13 protein-coding genes are annotated in these 17,367 nt (G+C 68.4%); 11 read left to right on the top strand and 2 right to left on the bottom strand.

Translation table 11 applies throughout. From position 1 onward, the window contains the following. The first annotated feature begins 7 nt into the window (after positions 1-7). The 11 genes from mreC (at position 8) to ACVCL9_RS11440 (ending at position 12,248) form a co-directional block, all read left to right on the top strand. Positions 8-973 carry a rod shape-determining protein MreC gene (gene mreC, locus ACVCL9_RS11490; RefSeq protein ID WP_447098022.1) on the top strand — a complete coding sequence of 322 codons (966 nt, stop codon included), beginning with the start codon at positions 8-10 and terminating at the stop codon, positions 971-973. Further along, entirely contained in the window at positions 970-1,455 is a 486-nt protein-coding gene (gene mreD, locus ACVCL9_RS11485) for a rod shape-determining protein MreD (RefSeq protein WP_395120250.1), read from the top strand. The genes mreC and mreD overlap by 4 nt, the downstream gene beginning before the upstream one ends. 16 nt (positions 1,456-1,471) lie before the next feature. Further along, positions 1,472-3,433, top strand: a complete 1,962-nt coding sequence (gene mrdA, locus ACVCL9_RS11480) for a penicillin-binding protein 2 (RefSeq protein WP_395120249.1) — start codon at positions 1,472-1,474, stop codon at positions 3,431-3,433. After that, on the top strand, positions 3,430-4,545 hold the full coding sequence (gene rodA, locus ACVCL9_RS11475) for a rod shape-determining protein RodA (protein WP_395120248.1): 1,116 nt from the start codon (positions 3,430-3,432) through the stop codon (positions 4,543-4,545). The genes mrdA and rodA overlap by 4 nt, the downstream gene beginning before the upstream one ends. A 96-nt stretch (positions 4,546-4,641) precedes the next feature. Further along, on the top strand, positions 4,642-5,646 hold the full coding sequence (mltB, locus tag ACVCL9_RS11470; RefSeq protein WP_395120247.1) for a lytic murein transglycosylase B: 1,005 nt from the start codon (positions 4,642-4,644) through the stop codon (positions 5,644-5,646). Beyond that, a complete protein-coding gene (locus ACVCL9_RS11465; RefSeq protein WP_447098023.1) occupies positions 5,643-6,551 on the top strand; it encodes a septal ring lytic transglycosylase RlpA family protein in 909 nt (302 codons plus the stop codon). Before mltB ends, ACVCL9_RS11465 begins: the two co-directional genes overlap by 4 nt. Positions 6,552-6,627: 76 nt before the next feature. Beyond that, complete coding sequence (locus ACVCL9_RS11460; RefSeq protein ID WP_395120245.1) at positions 6,628-7,872, top strand: D-alanyl-D-alanine carboxypeptidase family protein; 1,245 nt, start codon at positions 6,628-6,630, stop codon at positions 7,870-7,872. Further along, positions 7,872-8,162, top strand: a complete 291-nt coding sequence (locus ACVCL9_RS11455; protein WP_395120244.1) for a YbeD family protein — start codon at positions 7,872-7,874, stop codon at positions 8,160-8,162. Before ACVCL9_RS11460 ends, ACVCL9_RS11455 begins: the two co-directional genes overlap by 1 nt. A gap of 107 nt (positions 8,163-8,269) precedes the next feature. Beyond that, positions 8,270-8,968 carry a lipoyl(octanoyl) transferase LipB gene (lipB, locus tag ACVCL9_RS11450; RefSeq protein ID WP_447098024.1) on the top strand — a complete coding sequence of 233 codons (699 nt, stop codon included), beginning with the start codon at positions 8,270-8,272 and terminating at the stop codon, positions 8,966-8,968. Positions 8,969-8,979: 11 nt separating this feature from the next. Next, complete coding sequence (gene lipA / locus ACVCL9_RS11445) at positions 8,980-9,990, top strand: lipoyl synthase (RefSeq protein WP_395120242.1); 1,011 nt, start codon at positions 8,980-8,982, stop codon at positions 9,988-9,990. An 8-nt stretch (positions 9,991-9,998) separates the two neighbouring features. Beyond that, the gene (locus tag ACVCL9_RS11440; protein ID WP_447098025.1) at positions 9,999-12,248 is read left to right on the top strand and encodes a carboxy terminal-processing peptidase; all 2,250 of its coding nucleotides are present in this window, start codon (positions 9,999-10,001) and stop codon (positions 12,246-12,248) included. Positions 12,249-12,341: 93 nt separating this feature from the next. On the opposite strand, the gene ACVCL9_RS11435 is transcribed toward ACVCL9_RS11440, so the two are convergent. Both ACVCL9_RS11435 and ACVCL9_RS11430 read right to left on the bottom strand, forming a co-directional pair. Further along, positions 12,342-14,234, bottom strand: coding sequence for a sulfotransferase (locus ACVCL9_RS11435; protein WP_447098026.1), 1,893 nt, complete (start codon positions 14,232-14,234; stop codon positions 12,342-12,344). A gap of 102 nt (positions 14,235-14,336) precedes the next feature. Continuing rightward, a complete protein-coding gene (locus tag ACVCL9_RS11430) occupies positions 14,337-17,213 on the bottom strand; it encodes a TonB-dependent receptor plug domain-containing protein (protein ID WP_447098027.1) in 2,877 nt (958 codons plus the stop codon). Positions 17,214-17,367: the final 154 nt, after the last annotated feature.

The raw sequence follows: 17,367 nt of genomic DNA, 5'->3' as shown, positions 1-17,367 counted from the left end.
GGCCGCGATGGCGCGCGCACGCGAAGGTTCTTCCCCCCTGTTTGCCGGCAACGCGGCCGGCACGCTGCGGCTGATCGTCTATCTGGCGCTGGCGGTGGTGCTGATGGTGCTTGACCAGCGCAATGGCTGGCTGTGGCAGCTGCGCTCGGCCGCCTCGGCGGTGGTCGAGCCGGTCTATCGGCTGGCCGGCCTGCCTGCGGCCGGGGTGCACACCCTCGGCGTCGCGTTTGCCGATCGCCAGCTGCTGACCTCGCAGAACCAGCGCCTGCGCGAAGACCTGCTGCTGGCCAACGCCAAGTTGAACCGCATGGCCGCGGTCGCCGAGCAGAACGAACGGCTGCGGCGGTTGCTCGATACCCAGCACAGCCTGAAGCTCAACGTGCAACTGGCGCGGGTCATCGGCGTGGATCTCGGCGCGTACCGTTATGAGCTGACCTTGAACATGGGCTCGCGCGACGGCGTCGAGCCCGGACAGCCGGTGATCGATGCCCACGGCGTGATGGGCCAGGTGAAGGCCGTGCTGCCGCACACTGCCGTGGTGATGCTGATCACCGACCCCTCGCATGCGATCCCGGTGACGATCGCGCGTACCGGCTTGCGCACGGTGGCCTACGGTTCGCGCGACGGCGACCAGCTGAGCCTGCCCAACCTGCCGCTGGCGGCTGACGTGCGCGCTGGCGACAAGCTGCTCACCTCGGGCATCGGCGGCCGTTTTCCGCCGGGGTTCCCGGTGGGCCGGATCGACAGCGTGGCGCCGGCGCCGACCGGCATGTTCCAGGTCGCCCTGGCCACGCCGGCGGCGGACCTCGATCGCAGCACCGATGTACTGCTGCTGCACGACCAGGCCGAACCCAAGGGGCCGCCCGACCTGCCCGTTCCGGCAGGTCCGCCGCAGGTCTTGGCGCCGGCCGCTTCCGCCAGCGTGGCCGCGCCGGCGGTGCACCCGGGTCAGGCCGGCGGGGTACCGCGATGAGTCGCGCGCGGCTGAGCCAGTGGTGGTTCGTCGGCACGCTGGCCGCGGCGCTGCTGCTGATGCTGGTGCCGCTGCCCGGCGTGCTGGAGCCGTTCAAGCCGTATTGGCCGGCGCTGGTGTTGCTGTACTGGGCGCTGGAAGCGGAAGACCGGGTGAGCCTGGGCCTTGCCTTCGGCGTGGGATTGCTTGCGGACCTGCTCGACGGCGTGCTGCTGGGCGAGCAGGCGCTGCGGCTGTGCGCGCTGGTCTTCATCACCGTGCGATTCCGTTCGCGATTGCGCTTCTTCCCGATGTGGCAGCAGGCGCTGGCGGTGCTTGCCTTGCTGCTCAACGATCGCTTCCTGCTGCTGCTGGTGCGCATGCTGGCCGGCGCTTCGCTGCCGCCGGCGAGCTGGTGGATTTCCCCCTTCGTCGGCGCGGCGTTGTGGCCGTTCCTGTTCCTGTTGCTCGACGACCTGCGCGCGCGGCTGCGGATCCAATGAAGCATGAGCCGGTGAGATGAAGAGTCGCCGCGCGCTCAAGAACGTCCGTGACGAGACCGCGCTGTTCCGTCGACGCGCGCTGGTGGGTTTCGTGCTGATCCTGCTGGGGCTGGGCGGGCTGGTCGGGCGTTACGTGGTGCTGCAGGTCGCGCGACACGACGAGTTCGCCACCCGCTCGACCAACAACCGGGTCAAGCCGCGCGCGATCCCGCCGGCGCGCGGCCTGATCTACGACCGCAACGGCGTGGTGCTGGCCGACAACGTGCCGGCGTTCCGGCTGGAAGTGGTGCCCGAGCAGGTCAAGGACATGCCCGCTCTGCTGGCGCGGCTGGGCCAGGTGGTGCCGCTGGACCAGGACGACATCGACGCGTTCAACAAGCAGTTGCGGCAGAGCCGGCGTTTCGACAGCGTGCCGCTGAAGATGCACCTGACCGAAGACGAGATCGATCGTTTCGCGGTCAATCGCTGGCGCTTTCCCAACGTCGACGTGGTGCCCTACCTGACCCGGCATTATCCGTTCGGCCCGTTGTTCGCCCACGTGGTCGGCTACGTCGGGCGCATCGACGCCGACGACCTGCAGCGGCTGGACGCGGATCGCTACCAGGGCACCAGCCATGTCGGGCGCAGCGGCGTGGAGCGTTCCTACGAGGACGTGTTGCACGGCAAGCCCGGCTACGAATTGCTGGAGGTCAACGCCGATGGCCGCACCCAGCACGTGCTGGAAACCCATGCGCCCACGCCCGGCCGCAGCCTCTACCTGAGCATCGACGCGCGCATCCAGAAGGCGGCCGAGGCGGCATTCGAGGGCCGTCCCGGCGCGGCGGTGGCGATCGATCCGCGCAACGGCCAGGTGCTGGCGATGGTCAGCGTGCCCACGTTCGATCCCAACCTGTTCGTCAACGGCATCAGCCAGGCCGACTACCGCGCGCTGACCACCGACCCGGACAAGCCGCTGTACAACCGCGCGCTGCGGGGCGTCTATCCGCCGGGCTCGACGGTGAAACCGTTCCTTGCACTCGGCGGGCTGGAGCTGGGCCTGCGCAAGCCGTCGGACACGGTGTTCTCCAACGGTCAGTTCTGCCTGCCGGGGCAGACGCGCTGCTACCGCGACGACAAGCGCGGCGGCGACGGCACCGTGGACATGGTCACCGCGATCGAGAAGTCGACCAACACGTATTTCTACAAGCTGGCGCTGGACATGGGCATCGACCGGCTGAGCCAGTGGATGAGTCGCTTCGGCTTCGGCCGCGAGACCGGGATCGACCTGATCGGCGAATCCGACGGCATCCTGCCCTCGCGCCAGTGGAAGGCGGCCAACAGCAAGCAGCCCTGGTATCCCGGCGAAACGGTGATCGCCGGCATCGGCCAGGGTTACTGGGCGGTTACCCCGCTGCAACTGGCGCATGCGGTGGCGACCCTGGCCGGCGGTGGCGTGCCGTACCTGCCGCGGCTGGGCATGGCCACCAGCACGGTCGGCGAGGCGCAGCGCCAGCCGCTGCCCAATCCGCCGGGCGCCACGTTGATCCGCCAGCGCGGCGACTGGGCGGTGATCAACGCGGGCATGCGCGCGGTGATCACCGAAGGCACCGGCAAGGGCCTGAACGACGGCTTCCCCTACGCGATCGCCGGCAAGAGTGGCACCGCCGAGCGCTACTCGCGCACCAGCGACGCGTACGACACCAATCGCAACACCGCGTATCTGGCCACCCGCCATCGCGCCTGGTTCATCGCCTACGCGCCGGCCGACCACCCGCAGATCGCCGTAGCCGTGGTGCTGGAGCAGGGCGCCTGGGGCGCTTCGGCGGCGGGGCCGATCGTGCGCAAGATTCTCGATGCGTGGCTGGCCACCCACCAGGGCGTGCTGCCCGGCGCCGAGCGATTGCCGGATGCCGCACCGCTCCCATCCGCCGCGCCGGCACCGGCCGGCTCGGTCGTCGAGGACGTGCCCGTGTCCGCCAGCAGCGAGGTGCAACCATGATCGGCGTGCTGCGCGCGCGCATGCGCCGCTTCGCGCACCGGGTGATGACCCGGCGCCGGATCGACCTGCCGCTGGCGGCCGGCCTGTTCGTGCTGGCCTTGATCGGCCTGGCCACGCTCTACAGCGCGGGCGATCGCAGTCTGGCCCTGGTCGGTGGCCAGGCCGCGCGTTTCGTGTTGGGCGGCGCCTTGCTGCTGCTGGTCTCGCGCATTCCGCCCCCGGTGCTGCGCAGCTGGACGCCGGGCCTCTACGCCGTCAGCGTCGCCTTGCTGGTGGTGGTGGCGATCCTCGGTGAAGGGCGCGGTTCGATGCGCTGGCTGGATCTGGGCGTGATGCGTTTCCAGCCGTCCGAACTGCTCAAGCTCACCACGCCGATGATGGTGGCCTGGTACCTCCACCCGCGGCAGCTGCCGCCGGGCTGGAAGGACATCGCGGTGGTCGGCATCCTGATCGCCATTCCTGCCGCCTTGATCGCCGAACAGCCGGACCTGGGCACGGCGGTGCTGGTGGCCACGGCCGGCGCGTTCGCGCTGTTCCTCTCCGGCATGGCGTGGTGGCGCATCGGATTGCTGGTGGGCGCGGTGGTGGGCATGATCCCGATCGGCTGGCACTTCCTGCACCAGTACCAGCGCGATCGCGTGCTGACCCTGCTCAATCCCGAATCCGATCCGCTGGGCAACGGCTGGCACATCATCCAGTCGCAGATCGCGGTGGGCTCCGGCGGCGTGTTCGGCAAAGGCTGGCTGCACAGCACGCAGTCGCGGCTGGATTTCCTGCCCGAGCACACCACCGATTTCATCTTCGCGGTGTTCTCCGAGGAGTTCGGCCTGGTCGGCGTGTGCGCGCTGATCGCGCTGTACGCGTTCATCATCGGCCGCTGCCTGTGGATCGCGATGGAGGCGCGCGATACGTATTCGCGCCTGCTCGCCGGCGCGATCGGCATGAGCTTCTTCGTCTACGTGTTCGTCAACGGCGGCATGGTGGCCGGCATGCTGCCGGTGGTCGGCGTGCCGATGCCGATGATCAGTTACGGCGGCACGTCGGCGGTGTCGCTGTTGACCGGTTTCGGCGTGCTGATGTCGATCCATGCCAATCGCAAGAGCCACATCTGAATCGCGCCCCGCGCGCGCCATGCGTGGGGCCGAAGTCGCCGCGGCTTGCATGGTAGGCTCTCGCTGACCCCGATTTTCCCTTTGCGAAGGCCTTGCATGTCCGTGCATCCCGTGTCCCGTGTGTGCTGTTGCCTGCTGGTCCTGCTGTCGTGGGTGGCTGGAACGGACACCGCGCTGGCCGCCCATCCGGGGCAGGCGAAACTGGTGCAGGAGGTGGCGCACGACACCGGCCAGAGCCCGGCCGCGCTCAATGCGCTGCTCGACGGCGCCACCAAACAGCAGTCGATCCTCGACGCGATCAGCCGCCCGGCCGAGGCCAAGCCGTGGAAGGACTATCGACCGATCTTCCTCACCGATGCCCGCATCGACGGCGGCATCGCGTTCTACCAGCAGCATCGCGCACTGCTCGACCGGATCGCGACCGAGTACGGCGTGGCGCCGCAATACGTGGTGGCGATCATCGGCGTGGAGACCAATTACGGCCGCATCGTGGGCCGCTACAAGGTGCTCGATGCGCTGGTGACGCTGGCCTTCTACTACCCGCCGCGCGCGCCGTTTTTCCGCGACGAGCTGAAGACCCTGCTGGAGCTTCCCGCCAGCAAGCTGGCCGGTCCGCTGGACTCGCTGGTCGGCTCCTATGCCGGCGCGCAGGGCTGGGGCCAGTTCATGCCTTCGAGCATCCGCGACTACGCGGTTGACGAGGATCACGACGGTCGCATCGACCTGCACGATTCGGCCGACGACATCGTGGCCAGCGTCGCCAACTACCTGCACGGGTACGGCTGGGAGCGCGATGCCCCGGTGGCGGCGCGGGCGCAGCCCGATGCCAAGGCGCACGCGAGCGACCTCAACGAGCTCATGCCGAAGCATCCGCTGGAACAGTTCGAGGCATGGGGCTACGCGCCGCTGCAGCGGATCGACCCCGGCCGGCTCGCCAGCCTGCAGCAGCTCGAAGGCCCGGCCGGGCCGGAGTACTGGTTCACCTTCCAGAATTTCTACGTGATCACCCGCTACAACCGCAGCCCGTTGTACGCGATGGCCGTCGAACAGCTGGCGCAGGCGATCGCCGCCGGCGTGGCGCAGGCGGACGCGGCGCGGTGAGGTTCGTCGCGGTCGCCGCCGTGCTCGCGGCCAGCGCGCTGCTTGCCGCGTGCAGCGGGCCGCGCAGCCGGCCGTCGTCGTCGTCCGGCGCGGGCCATCGCGGCGTGTCCGGCACGGCATCGCCCGCGGGTGAAGGTGGCATCCACGACGACCTCAGTCGGCCGCAATCGAGCCGCTACCGCGACGGCCGCGACAGCGTGCCGCCGCCGATCGACGTCAGCAAGCTGTCCGAGCCGGTGCCGAAGGCCGAGCCGCGCTCGCGCTACGGCAACAAGTCGCCCTACAGCGTGCGCGGCAAGACCTATCGCGTGCTGTCCACGGCGCGCGGCTACGACGAGCGCGGCATCGCCTCGTTCTACGGCAACAAGTTCCACGGCTACAAGACCTCCAACCTCGAAACCTACGACATGTACGCGTTCAGCGCGGCCAGCACCACGCTGCCGCTGCCCAGCTACGCGCGCGTCACCAACCTGGAGAACGGCAAGAGCGTGGTCGTGCGGGTCAACGACCGCGGACCGTTCCACGACAACCGGCTGATCGACCTGTCCTATGCCGCGGCAGTGAAGATCGGCATCTGGCCCAAGGGCACCGGCCTGGTCGAGGTGCGCGGCATCGACCCGGCGCATCCGGCGCAGGAACTGCCGCCGCCGGAGACGGTCTCAGGCAGGCACCCGGGAATCTACCTGCAGGTGGGTGCGTTCGCCGACGCGTCCAATGCCGACCGCCTGGCCCGGCGCCTGCGTGCGGCCGACCTCGGCACGGTGCAGGTGATCGACGGCGTGGCGCATGGCCAGCGCCTGCGCCGCGTGCGGGTCGGCCCGCTCGACAGCGTGGATCGTGCCGACGAAGTCAGTCGCCGGATCGAACGCATGGGTCTGCCCTCGCCGCAGGTCGCGGTAGACTGAGCAGGATTTGCGCAGGCTTCCTTGCCACTTCGGCGCGCGCAACGCCGATCCTCGAAAAACCGGACTCGAAAACACGATGAACTTTCTTCGACGCACCCTGATGCCGTTTGCCGCCGTTGCCGTCCTGCTGGTCGGCGCCGCGATGGCGCAGACCCCGCCCCATCCGTCGCCCGTGCCGCGCCCGGCCATGCCGGCCGCACCGGTGCCGCCGCCGCCGGACGTCGATGGCGCCAGCTGGGTGCTGATGGACTACGCCACCGGCCAGATACTTGCCTCGAAGGATCCCGATGCGCGTCGCGCGCCGGCCTCGCTGACCAAGGTGATGACCGACTACGTGGTGTCGGCCGAGCTCGCCAACGGCCGCATCCACACCAGCGACATGATCACCATCAGCGAGCATGCGTGGCGCGGCGGCGGTGCCGGCACCGACGGCTCCACCAGTTTCCTCAAGCTGGGCAGCCAGGTGCCGCTGATGGACCTGCTCAAGGGCATGATCGTGCAGTCCGGCAACGACGCGGCAATCGCGCTGGCCGAGCACACCGCCGGTTCGGAGGATGCCTTCGCCAACCTGATGAACGCCTACGCCAAGCAGTTGGGCATGGCCAACTCGCACTTCTCCAACGCCTCCGGCTATCCGGTGCAGAACCACTACAGCTCCGCGCGCGACGTCGCGATCCTGTCGCGCGCGCTGATCCACAACTTTCCGGACGACTACGCCATCTCGGCGATCAAGTCGTACGAGTGGAACGGCATCAAGCAGCAGAACCGCAACGAGCTGCTCTGGCGCGATCCGGCCGTGGACGGCATCAAGACCGGGCACACCGCCGACGCGGGCTTCTGCCTGGCGGCGTCCGCCAAGCATGGCGACGAGCGCATGATCGCGGTGGTGATGGGCGCCAGCTCCAACAAGGCGCGCGCCGATTCGGCGATGGCCCTGCTCAACTACGGCTTCCGCTTCTACGAGACGCACAAGCTGTACGACACCAGCAAGCCGCTGGCGACGCCGCGGTTGTGGAAGGGCGAGGCGGACACCTTGCCGATCGGCGTGGCCAGCGACGTGCTGGTCACTGTCAAGACCGGCCAGTACGACAAGCTCAAGGCGGTGATGGACATCCCCTCGACCCTGATCGCGCCGTTCAAGAAGGGCCAGCAGATCGGCAGCCTGCGCATCAGCCTGGATGGCCAGGCGCTGCAGACGGTGCCGCTGGTCGCACTGGCCGACGCGCCGCAGGGTGGCTTCTTCTCGCGCCTGTGGGACAGCATCCTGCTCTGGTTCCACAAGGACACCGGCAACACCGAGCAGGCGCCGAGCGCCAAGTGATGCAACCGATCGACTTCGACAAGGCGAAGCGGCAAGGCCGGGGCTTCCAGTTCCCCGGCGAGTTCGAGATCACCGCCGTGGGCAGCGCCAGCGCCGACCTGCCCCGCCACGTGCCGCAACTGCTCGAACGCGCCGGTCTGCACGTGCTGCACGAAACCGTGCGTCACCGCCATTCCGGCGCCGGCAATTTCGTCTCGGTCACGGTCACATTCCGCTGCGACAACCGCGAGCAGTACGAAGCAGCGCATCACGCACTGCGCGCCGATGCGGATGTCCGGTATACGTTGTGAGGCCGGGATTCGGGATGGGGGATTCGCAAGAGCCGCGTCCCGAGCCTCCGCGTCGCATGGGTTCGGCGGCTCTTGAACCAGAAGAATTGCAAGGCCACAAGCTCGTCGTGAACCACGAATCCCGAACCCCCCATCCTGAATTCCGGCCCCTGGTCATCCGCCGCCTCGGCCGCCAGCCCTACGCGGCGACCTGGCAGGCGATGAGCGCGTTCACCGACAACCGCACCGCCGACACGCCGGACGAGCTGTGGCTGCTGGAGCACGACCCGGTGTTCACCCTGGGCCAGGCCGGCAAGATGGAGCACGTGCTGGCGCCGGGCGACATCCCGGTGATCCCGGTCGACCGCGGCGGGCAGGTGACCTACCACGGGCCCGGCCAGATCGTCGGCTACCCGCTGATCGACTTGCGCCGCATCGGCGTGGGCGTGCGCGAGCTGGTGCGGCGGATCGAGCAGGCGCTGATCGACACGCTGGCGCACTGGCAGGTGGCGGCGGCGCGCCGCGAAGGCGCCCCCGGCGTGTACGTGGGCGAGGCCAAGATCGCCGCGCTCGGCCTGCGCGTGCGTCGCGGCTGCAGTTTCCACGGGCTGGCCTTCAACGTGGCCATGGACCTGGAGCCGTTCGAACGCATCAACCCCTGCGGCTACAAGGGTTTGGCGGTCACGCAACTGGTAGACTTGGGCGGTCCGTCGCAGCTGGCGGACGTCGAGACGGTGCTGGCCGACGAGTTCTGCCGCCAGTTCGGCTTCGTCGCCGCGCCCGCTGCCCCCCTGATTCCCGAACTCCCCGCGCGCGCCGCGGTCTGAACTCCTCTCCCATGAGCGAAACCAGCGCCCCCTTGTCCAAATCCATTCCGATCCAGGTCGTGGCCGGCACCGGCACGGTGGAGAAACAGCTCGGCAGCGACAAGATCGCGCTGAACCGCGCCGGTTTCGACACCAGCGTGCCGACCCTGCGCAAGCCCAACTGGATCCGCGTGCGCCTGCCGCAGGGCAACGCGGTGCAGCAGCTGAAGGCCCGCCTGCGCGAGAACGCGCTGGTGACCGTATGCGAGGAGGCCTCCTGCCCCAACATCCACGAATGCTTCAGCCACGGCACCGCCACCTTCATGATTCTCGGCGAGGTGTGCACGCGGCGCTGCTCGTTCTGCGACGTGGCGCATGGCCGGCCGCAGCCGCCGGATGAACTGGAGCCGGCGCGCCTGGCGCAGACCATCGCCGACATGCGGCTGAAGTACGTGGTGATCACCTCGGTCGACCGCGACGACCTGCGCGACGGCGGCGCGGCGCACTTCGCCAGCTGCATCCGCGCGGTGCGCCATGCCAGCCCGGCCATCCGCATCGAGATCCTCACCCCCGATTTCCGCGGCAAGGGCCGCATGGAACGGGCGCTGGAAGTGCTCAAGGCATTCCCGCCGGACGTGTTCAACCACAACCTGGAAACCGTGCCGCATCTGTACCGCGAGGTGCGCCCCGGCGCCGATTACCAGTGGTCGCTGGACCTGCTCAAGCGCTTCAAGGCGCAGCACCCGCAGGTGCCGACCAAGTCCGGCATCATGCTCGGCCTGGGCGAGACCCGCGAGCAGGTGCTGCAGACGCTGCGCGACCTGCGCGACCACGATGTGGAGATGATCACCATCGGCCAGTACCTGCAGCCCACGCCGCACCACCATCCGGTGCTGCGCTACTGGACGCCCGAGGAATTCCACGCGCTGCGCGAAGCCGGCGAAGCCATGGGCTTTCATCACGTCGCCTCCGGCCCGCTGGTGCGATCGTCCTACCACGCCGACCTGCAGGCGCATGCAGCCGGTGTCACCGAATCCGCCTGAGAGCATCCATGAAACTTCGCCCCGCGCTGGTCCTGCTGTTCGTTCTCTCCGCCAGCTGCGCCTTTGCGCAGTCCGCGGCCGACCTGGGTGCCGGCCCCCAGCCGCGCAAGGCGGCCATCTGGCCGCTGGAGCCCACGGCCGAACAGGCCCAGGCCGCGCAACTGTCCGCGCGCTTCCTGACCCGCTTCCACTACGACGCCCAGCCGCTGGATGACGCGATGTCCGCGCGCATCTACAAGGCATATTTCAAGATGCTCGACGGCGACAAGGTGTTCTTCACCCAGGCCGACATGGACAAGTTCGCGCCACTGAAGAGCAAGTTCGACGACGCGATCTGGAACAGCGACCTCTCCGCGCCGTTCGCCATCTTCAACCTGTACCTGCAGCGCGCCGTGCAGCGCATGAGCTACGCCCGCGAGCTGCTGAAGAACGGCTTCGACCTCAGTCGCGACGAGAGCTACGAGGTCGACCGCAAGGACGCCGCCTGGCCGAAGGACGAGGCCGCCGCGCAGGACCTTTGGCGCAAGCGCACCAAGAACGACTGGCTGCGTCTGAAGCTGGCCGGCAAGGACGACGCGGACATCCGCAAGACGCTGGACAAGCGCTACAGCGGCTACATCGACCGCATCCGGCAGATCAACAGCGCCGACGCGTTCCAGACCTTCATGAACGCCTACGCCGAATCCACCGACCCGCACACCGACTACCTCGGCCCGGAGGCGGCGGCCAACTTCGACATCGCGATGAGCCTGTCGCTGCAGGGCATCGGCGCGCAGCTGCAGTCGCGCGACGACTACACCATGATCGTCAAGCTGATCCCCGGCGGCCCGGCGATGAAGTCGCACAAGTTCAAGCCGGGCGACCGCATCGTGGCGGTGGGCCAGGGCGACAAGGGCGCAATGGTGGACGTGGTCGGTTGGCGCATCGACGACGTCACCGCGCTGATCCGCGGCAAGAAGGGAACGGTGGTGCGGCTGGAAGTGCTGCCCGCCGATGTCGGCCCGGACGGCAAGCACGAGCTGATCACCCTGGTGCGCGACAAGATCAACCTGGAGGATGCCGCGGCCAGCAAGAAGGTCATCGAGATCAAGGACGGCGCGGTCACCCGCAAGATCGGCGTGATCGACCTGCCCTCGTTCTACTCCGATTTCGGCGCGCGCAGCGCCGGCGACAAGGATTACCGCAGCACCACCCGCGACGTGGCCAAGCTGATCGCCGAGCTCAAGCAGGAAGGCGTGCAGGGCATCGTGGTGGACCTGCGCAACAACGGCGGCGGCTCGCTGGCCGAGGCGGATTCGATGACCGGCCTGTTCATCGACAAGGGCCCGGTGGTGCAGGTGCGCGGCTCGCACGGCGAAGTCCAGGTGCAGGGCGACGACGATGCAGGCATGGCCTGGAGCGGTCCGCTGGCGGTGCTGGTCAACCGCGGCACGGCTTCGGCCTCGGAGATCTTCTCCGCGGCGATCCAGGATTATCACCGCGGCCTGGTCATCGGCGAGCCGACCTTCGGCAAGGGCACCGTGCAGACCCTGGTGGACCTGGACAAGTTCGCCTCCGGCGACAGCGAGAAGCCGCAGCTGGGCGAACTGAAGATGACGATCCAGGAGTTCTTCCGCATCAACGGCGGTTCCACCCAGCTCAAGGGCGTCACCCCGGACATCGAGTTCCCGAAGAACGGCGACGAGAAGGACTTCGGCGAATCGACCTACGACAACGCGCTGCCGTGGACGCAGATTCCGCCGGCCGACTACCAGCCGGTGGCGAACCTCTCCGCCTACCTGCCGCAGCTGCTCAAGCAGCACGACCAGCGTGCGGCGCAATCGCCGGCGTGGAAGCTGATGCTGGACGAGCTGGCGCAGTACAAGAAGATGCGCGACATGACCACGATCTCGCTGAACCTGGCCACCCGCGAAGCCGAGCGCAAGCAGCAGGAGCAGATGCAGGCCGCCTTCCGCGCGCGGCACGTCGCCATCGACGGCAGCGACGCGGCCCTGCCGGAGGCGGGCAGCACGCTGGACGACGGCCTCAACCCCAACGAGCGCAGCATCAAGAGCGAGCTGAAGGAAGAGAAGGACGCCAAGAACGCCAAGGACCCGCAGCTCCAGGAGACCGCGCACATCCTGTTCGACGCGATCGGCATGATCAAGGCCGACCCGAAACTGGCCAGCGAGGTGCTGCCTTACGGCGGCAAGTTCTCGCCGCACGCACTGGCCAGCGTAACCACCCCCGCGCCGTCCGCGAGCAGCCCGGCGCACTGAGTATCCCGCTGCGCACGACGACAAGGCGGCACTGCCTGTCGTCGTGCGTGCGGGAGCCTGCGGCCCGCAGGCGCTTGTCCCGCGGGCCGTCTCCTACCCGTCGTAGCCGAAGCGTTCGAGCCACGGTTGCAGCACGGGCAACACCGGTTCGAAATGCTCGCGGTAGTCGCGCCAGCGGCCCACCGCCTTGCGATAGACGCCGCGGGTGACCTGCGCGTAGCTGGGCGTGCTGATGTGCTTCTCGCGCGCATGCTCGGCGAAGCGCTGCAGGGGCGAGGCATCGGCCAGGTCCAGGAACCGCGCCAGTCGTGTCGCCTGGTCGCCGAACTGCTCCACCACGGATTCGTAGCGCCACTCCAGCACCTGCGGGGCGAACACCTCGACATCGCGCTGCCATTGGGTGAAGGCGCGCGCGTAGCCCTGCGCCAGGCGCGGCAGGGAGGAGCACAGCACCATGAACGCCGGCGAGCGGAACGATTGCATGCTGCAGCTGAGCAACACGTCGCAGGGATGGCGCAGGCAGAGAATGATCCGTGCATGCGGAAACAGCCGCATGATCATCGGCAGGCACTGCATGTTCAGCGGGTTCTTGTCGACCAGCCGGCGCGGCCCGAGGTCGGGACGCACCTGCGCGACCCGTCGGCGATAGCTGCGGCGCAGGGCATCGGCATCGTCCTGGCTCAGTGAGGCGAGATCGGCGGGATAGCGCTGGCCGACGCGTTCCATGCTTTCGATCAGCTCATGGATGTAGGCACGCTCGTCCATGGACCGGAAATCCGGGTGGGCGTCGAGCATCTGTTCCAGCAAGGTGGTACCCGAGCGCGGAAAGCCGACCACGAAGACCGGGCTCTCCATGGAGCCGGGGGCGCGCAGCTCGGTCCAGCGGGCGTAGTCGTGCGGTTCGACCACGCAGTCCGCCAGCGGCAGCGGCTGGCTGTCCGCCGCCAGTCGCTCCGGCACGACCTGGCGGGCGATCTCCAGTTGCGCCGCGTGCGCCGCCTGCAACGCGTCCCATGCCTCGGCGTGGCGGCCCAGCCGGTCGCAGGCGATGGCGAGGCCGAAACCGACGCTGGCCCGGCTCTCGTCGTCGAGCGGCTGCGCCAGCACGCGCCGGAACAGCGCCGCTGCCTCGGCGTGCGCGCCGTTGCGTGAGGCCATCGCGGCGTGCGCGCGCCAGCCGTCGGTGCGCGCTTGCACGGCGCCCGGCGGCAGGGCGTCGATCGCGGCCAGCGGCAGTTGCTGCAGGTCCTGCTGTGCGCGTTCGACCTGGTTGCTGCGCTCGTGCAACACCACGCGCTGGGCGGCGATGCGCAGGCGCAGCGGAGCGGCCGCGGCCTCCGTCGGCGGCAACTGCGCGCGCGCGAGCGTGCGCAGGGCCGCCTCGGAAGCGCCCTGCACCGACAACATGGCGGCCAGGATCAACGCCTGTTCGGCGGGTTGCGGCGGCCACTCGCCGGCGCCGTCGAGCATTTCCTCCTGTGCCGCGTTGTCGCCGCAGACGTAGCAGGCGTAGGCCGCCTGCAGGCGGGCCTCGATGAATGAAGGGGCGAGACTGGCCGCTTCCAGCAGCGCCTGCCGTGCCGCCGGCCAATCGCGTTGCTGGGTGTACAGCAGGCCGAGGTTGTAGTGCACCTCCGCATCGCCCGGCGCGAGCTGCCGGGCCTGACGCAGGGCCTGTCCGGACGCGGCGAGGTCGCCGGCCAGGCGAGAGGCCACGCCGAGGTTGTTCCAGTAGGCCGAGACGGCCGGTCGCAACTGGCACAGGCGGTTGAACGTGGCGGCCGCCCGTGCGTGCCGGCCGGTGGCCTGTTGCGCCACGCCGAGCAGGACGAGCACGCCTTCGTCGTCGCCGGCGGCATCCGCCGCCTGCGCCGCCAGTTCGATGACGCGCTCTGCGTCGCCTGCATTCCACGCGCTCGCCATGGCGGCGGCCAGCGTGCTGGCCGGAGTGCTGGGCGGATCGGCGGCGGGCGGGGGCGGGGGCATGCGGCCTCGGTGGGGTGGTGTCCGGCGCCCATTATGCAAGAGGGCCGCGGTTTGCCCGCGGCCCTCCTGGGGGTTTGCAACGACTGCGATGGAGCTAGGACATCAGAACTTCACGGTGGCGCGGGCCCAGTAGTAGCGACCGAGCACGTCGTAGGTGGAGACGTCCACGTTGTAGTTGGAACCGTTCTGATACATCAGCGGCGGTGCCTTGTCGGCGATGTTGTCCACGCCGACGTCGAAGCGGGTGTGGATCGACGGCACCGCGTAGCCGAGCTGGATCGAGTGGTAGGTCACCGAGGCGATCGGAATGTTCACGCCGGGAATGGCCGCATCCGTGTTGAGCGCGGTCAGGCTGTTGATGTAGCGCGACTGCCACTGGGCGTTCCAGTTGCCCTTGCTCCAGTTCAGCGTGACCGTGCCGCGCAGCCGCGAGATGTTGCCGAACTGCTGGCTGTAGGTGCCGGCGTAGTCGATGGCCTGTGCGCCCGGCTCGCCGGGGGTGGCGTTGTTCCTGTAGGTGGAGGTGTAGCTGCTGTTGAGGCCCACCTGGAAGTCGCCCGGGTCCACGCTGCCCATGTTGAAGTGGGGCACCTTGTAGCGCAAGGTGAAGTCGACACCCGACGTATTCAGCGTGCCAAGGTTGACCACCGGCGTGTTGATCAGGAACACCTGGCCCGGCTGGCGGCTGGTGGTGTCCTCGCGATGGATCAGCCCGCAGTACGGGCTGGCACTGTTGTTGAAGCACGAACTGACGACCAGGTCGCCGGTGATCGCGGTCAACGTGTCGGACAGGTAGATGTGCCAGAAGTCGAGGCTGGTGGAGAAGCCGGGCAGCCACTCCGGCGAGTAGACCAGGCCGAGGTCGATGGATTTGCCCTTTTCCGGCTTCAGCGAGTTGCCCACGGTGGCGGCACCGGAATAGAACGTGTTGACCTGCGCCGGCGAGTTGCCGCCCCAGTTGACCGGCACGTACTGGCAGGCCGCGGCATGCTGGGCCAGATCGGCCGCGCTGAGGTTGACGCAGGGGTCGTTCAGGGTGGGCTGCACCAGGGTGCGGCCGTCGTAGAGCTCGTTGAGGTTCGGCGCGCGGAACACCTGCGAGACGGTACCGCGGACCAGCAGATCGGCCACCGGCTTCCATTCGATCGCGACCTTGCCGTTGGTGGTGCTGCCGCTGGTGCTGTAGTTGGAGGAGCGCACGCCCAGGTCGATGTTCAGTGACTGCGCCCCGGGCGCATCGGCGAGCAGCGGGATCAGGGTTTCCGCGTAGATCTCCTTGACGTTGTAGCTGCCGCTGGCGGGCGAGCCGCATGCTTCCTGCAGGATCTGGCACTGGGTGGTGACCGGGTCGAGCACCGCGAACGGGCTCACCGTGTACTTCATCGTCTGCTTGCGGTACAGCGCGCCGACCGACAGCTGCATGGCGCCGGCGGGCAGGTCCCACAGGTCGCCGCTGGCGTCGAACTGCGCCTGCTTGGTCGAGTTGGTCATGACATAGATCGGCGTCTTCACGCCGGCGCTCAGCAGCTTGCCCACCGCCGGGTCGGCCTGGTTGAAGATGTTGGCGCCGGCATCGACCGCCGCCTGCAGGGCGGGGATGTCCACCTCGTTGGTGTCGCGCTGGTCGCGCTTGCTGTGGCTGTAGTTGATCGACGCGTCCCAGATCCAGCTGCTGTCCTGGCCGAAGTTGCCGCGCAGGCCGGTGTTGATCTGCGCGTTGTCGGTCTTGTAGCTGTGCACGCGGGTGCCGGCGCCGGTCAGGCGGGTCTGGAAGTTGTAGCCGCTGTTCGGGTCGCCCGGCACCGCGTTCTGGCTGAAGGTGACGCCGAACGGGTTGATCGGGTTGCTGGAGGAGATGATCAGGCCGTCACCGGTACCGACCGGCGAGGGGGCGTCCTGGCCGCTGGATTCGGTGCGGTTGTAGAACGCGTTGACGTAGGCCTTGAGGTTGGGCGTCAGGTCGTAGCTGCCCAGCACGAAGCCGTTGGTGCGCTTCTGCGCGGTCTGCATGTAGTTGAGCGCGGCATAGTTGTAGGTGTCCGAACCGAGCCGGCACCGGTAGTCGCCGAGGTTCGAGCCGTCGCCCGTGGCAAGCGTCACGTTGGCGGTGCCGGACGAGTTGATCGCGCAGCCGTACTGGCTGGCGATCGAGGCCGGCAGCTGGATGCGGCCGGTCGGGATCGAGCTGGAGCCGGCGGCGATGATGGTGCCGCTGGACAGGTACAGCTGCTGCCGCGAGAAGTCGCGTTGCGAGGCCAGCGTGGCGTCGTACTTGTTGTAGTCGAGGCCGCCGACGATGCTGTAGTTGTCGCCGGACATGCCGCCGGTCAGGTTGAAGCCGCGACGCTGCGAATCGCCGTGGCTGGAGATGCCGTCGTTCAGGCTGAACTGGACGCCCTGGAAATCCTTGCGCAGGATGAAGTTGACCACGCCGCCGATGGCGTCGGAGCCGTACACGGTGGAGGCGCCTTCGGCCAGCACGTCGACGCGGTCGATCATGTCCGGCGGCAGCATGTTGATGTCCGAGTTGACCATGCGCTGGCCATCCACCAGCACCAGCGTGCGATTGATGCCCAGGCCGCGCAGCGAGACGCGCGAGGCGCCGCCGCCGGCTTCCAGCAGCGGGCTGGCGACGCCGCCGCCGTTGCTGTTGTTGGAGGGGTTGGTGGCGTTGCCGGAGATCGCCGGCATGTCCTGCAGCACGTAGCCCAGGGTGGGCTTGCCGGAGTTGGTGATGGCCTCGCGGTCGATGGTCACCACCGGGCTGGCGGTTTCCACGTCCACGCGGCGGATCAGCGAGCCGGTGACCACCACGGCGTTCAGCGTCTTGGCTTTGTCCTTGGAGGCCGGCGTGGCCTGATCCGTCGTGGGCGGATTGGTGGTCGTCGTCTGGGCCTGCAGCCCGCCGGCGACCGAGAGCATCCCGGCGGTCAATGCGAGACGCACAGCCAGTGACAGGTGATTCAAGTCGTATTTCATGTGGTTTCTTTCCCCAGTGGTGATGGCTCGGCCCTGTAATGTCGAGCGCGTCCACTGGTGCCCCTTGTCCCCCCTCAGGCAATGTCGCAACCAGTTTCGGACCACGCCCAACGTTCGAGAGGTTACTCCCCCGAGGCTTCGTCGCACCACTGCA

This window comes from Rhodanobacter sp. UC4438_H5, from assembly GCF_052978405.1.
The sequence above is the reverse complement of the archived record's forward strand: the minus strand, read 5'-3'. Positions and strand labels throughout refer to the sequence as shown.

What these genes read in the sequence shown, in the direction of transcription:
- ACVCL9_RS11440 (WP_447098025.1), top strand. Translation starts at nt 9,999, where the DNA reads ATGAAACTTCGCCCCGCGCTGGTCCTGCTGTTCGTTCTCTCCGCCAGC.
- mrdA (WP_395120249.1), top strand. Translation starts at nt 1,472, where the DNA reads ATGAAGAGTCGCCGCGCGCTCAAGAACGTCCGTGACGAGACCGCGCTG.
- ACVCL9_RS11455 (WP_395120244.1), top strand. Translation starts at nt 7,872, where the DNA reads ATGCAACCGATCGACTTCGACAAGGCGAAGCGGCAAGGCCGGGGCTTC.
- mreC (WP_447098022.1), top strand. Translation starts at nt 8, where the DNA reads ATGGCGCGCGCACGCGAAGGTTCTTCCCCCCTGTTTGCCGGCAACGCG.
- ACVCL9_RS11460 (WP_395120245.1), top strand. Translation starts at nt 6,628, where the DNA reads ATGAACTTTCTTCGACGCACCCTGATGCCGTTTGCCGCCGTTGCCGTC.
- ACVCL9_RS11430 (WP_447098027.1), bottom strand. Translation starts at nt 17,213, where the DNA reads ATGAAATACGACTTGAATCACCTGTCACTGGCTGTGCGTCTCGCATTG.
- mreD (WP_395120250.1), top strand. Translation starts at nt 970, where the DNA reads ATGAGTCGCGCGCGGCTGAGCCAGTGGTGGTTCGTCGGCACGCTGGCC.
- ACVCL9_RS11435 (WP_447098026.1), bottom strand. Translation starts at nt 14,234, where the DNA reads ATGCCCCCGCCCCCGCCCGCCGCCGATCCGCCCAGCACTCCGGCCAGC.
- lipA (WP_395120242.1), top strand. Translation starts at nt 8,980, where the DNA reads ATGAGCGAAACCAGCGCCCCCTTGTCCAAATCCATTCCGATCCAGGTC.
- rodA (WP_395120248.1), top strand. Translation starts at nt 3,430, where the DNA reads ATGATCGGCGTGCTGCGCGCGCGCATGCGCCGCTTCGCGCACCGGGTG.
- mltB (WP_395120247.1), top strand. Translation starts at nt 4,642, where the DNA reads ATGTCCGTGCATCCCGTGTCCCGTGTGTGCTGTTGCCTGCTGGTCCTG.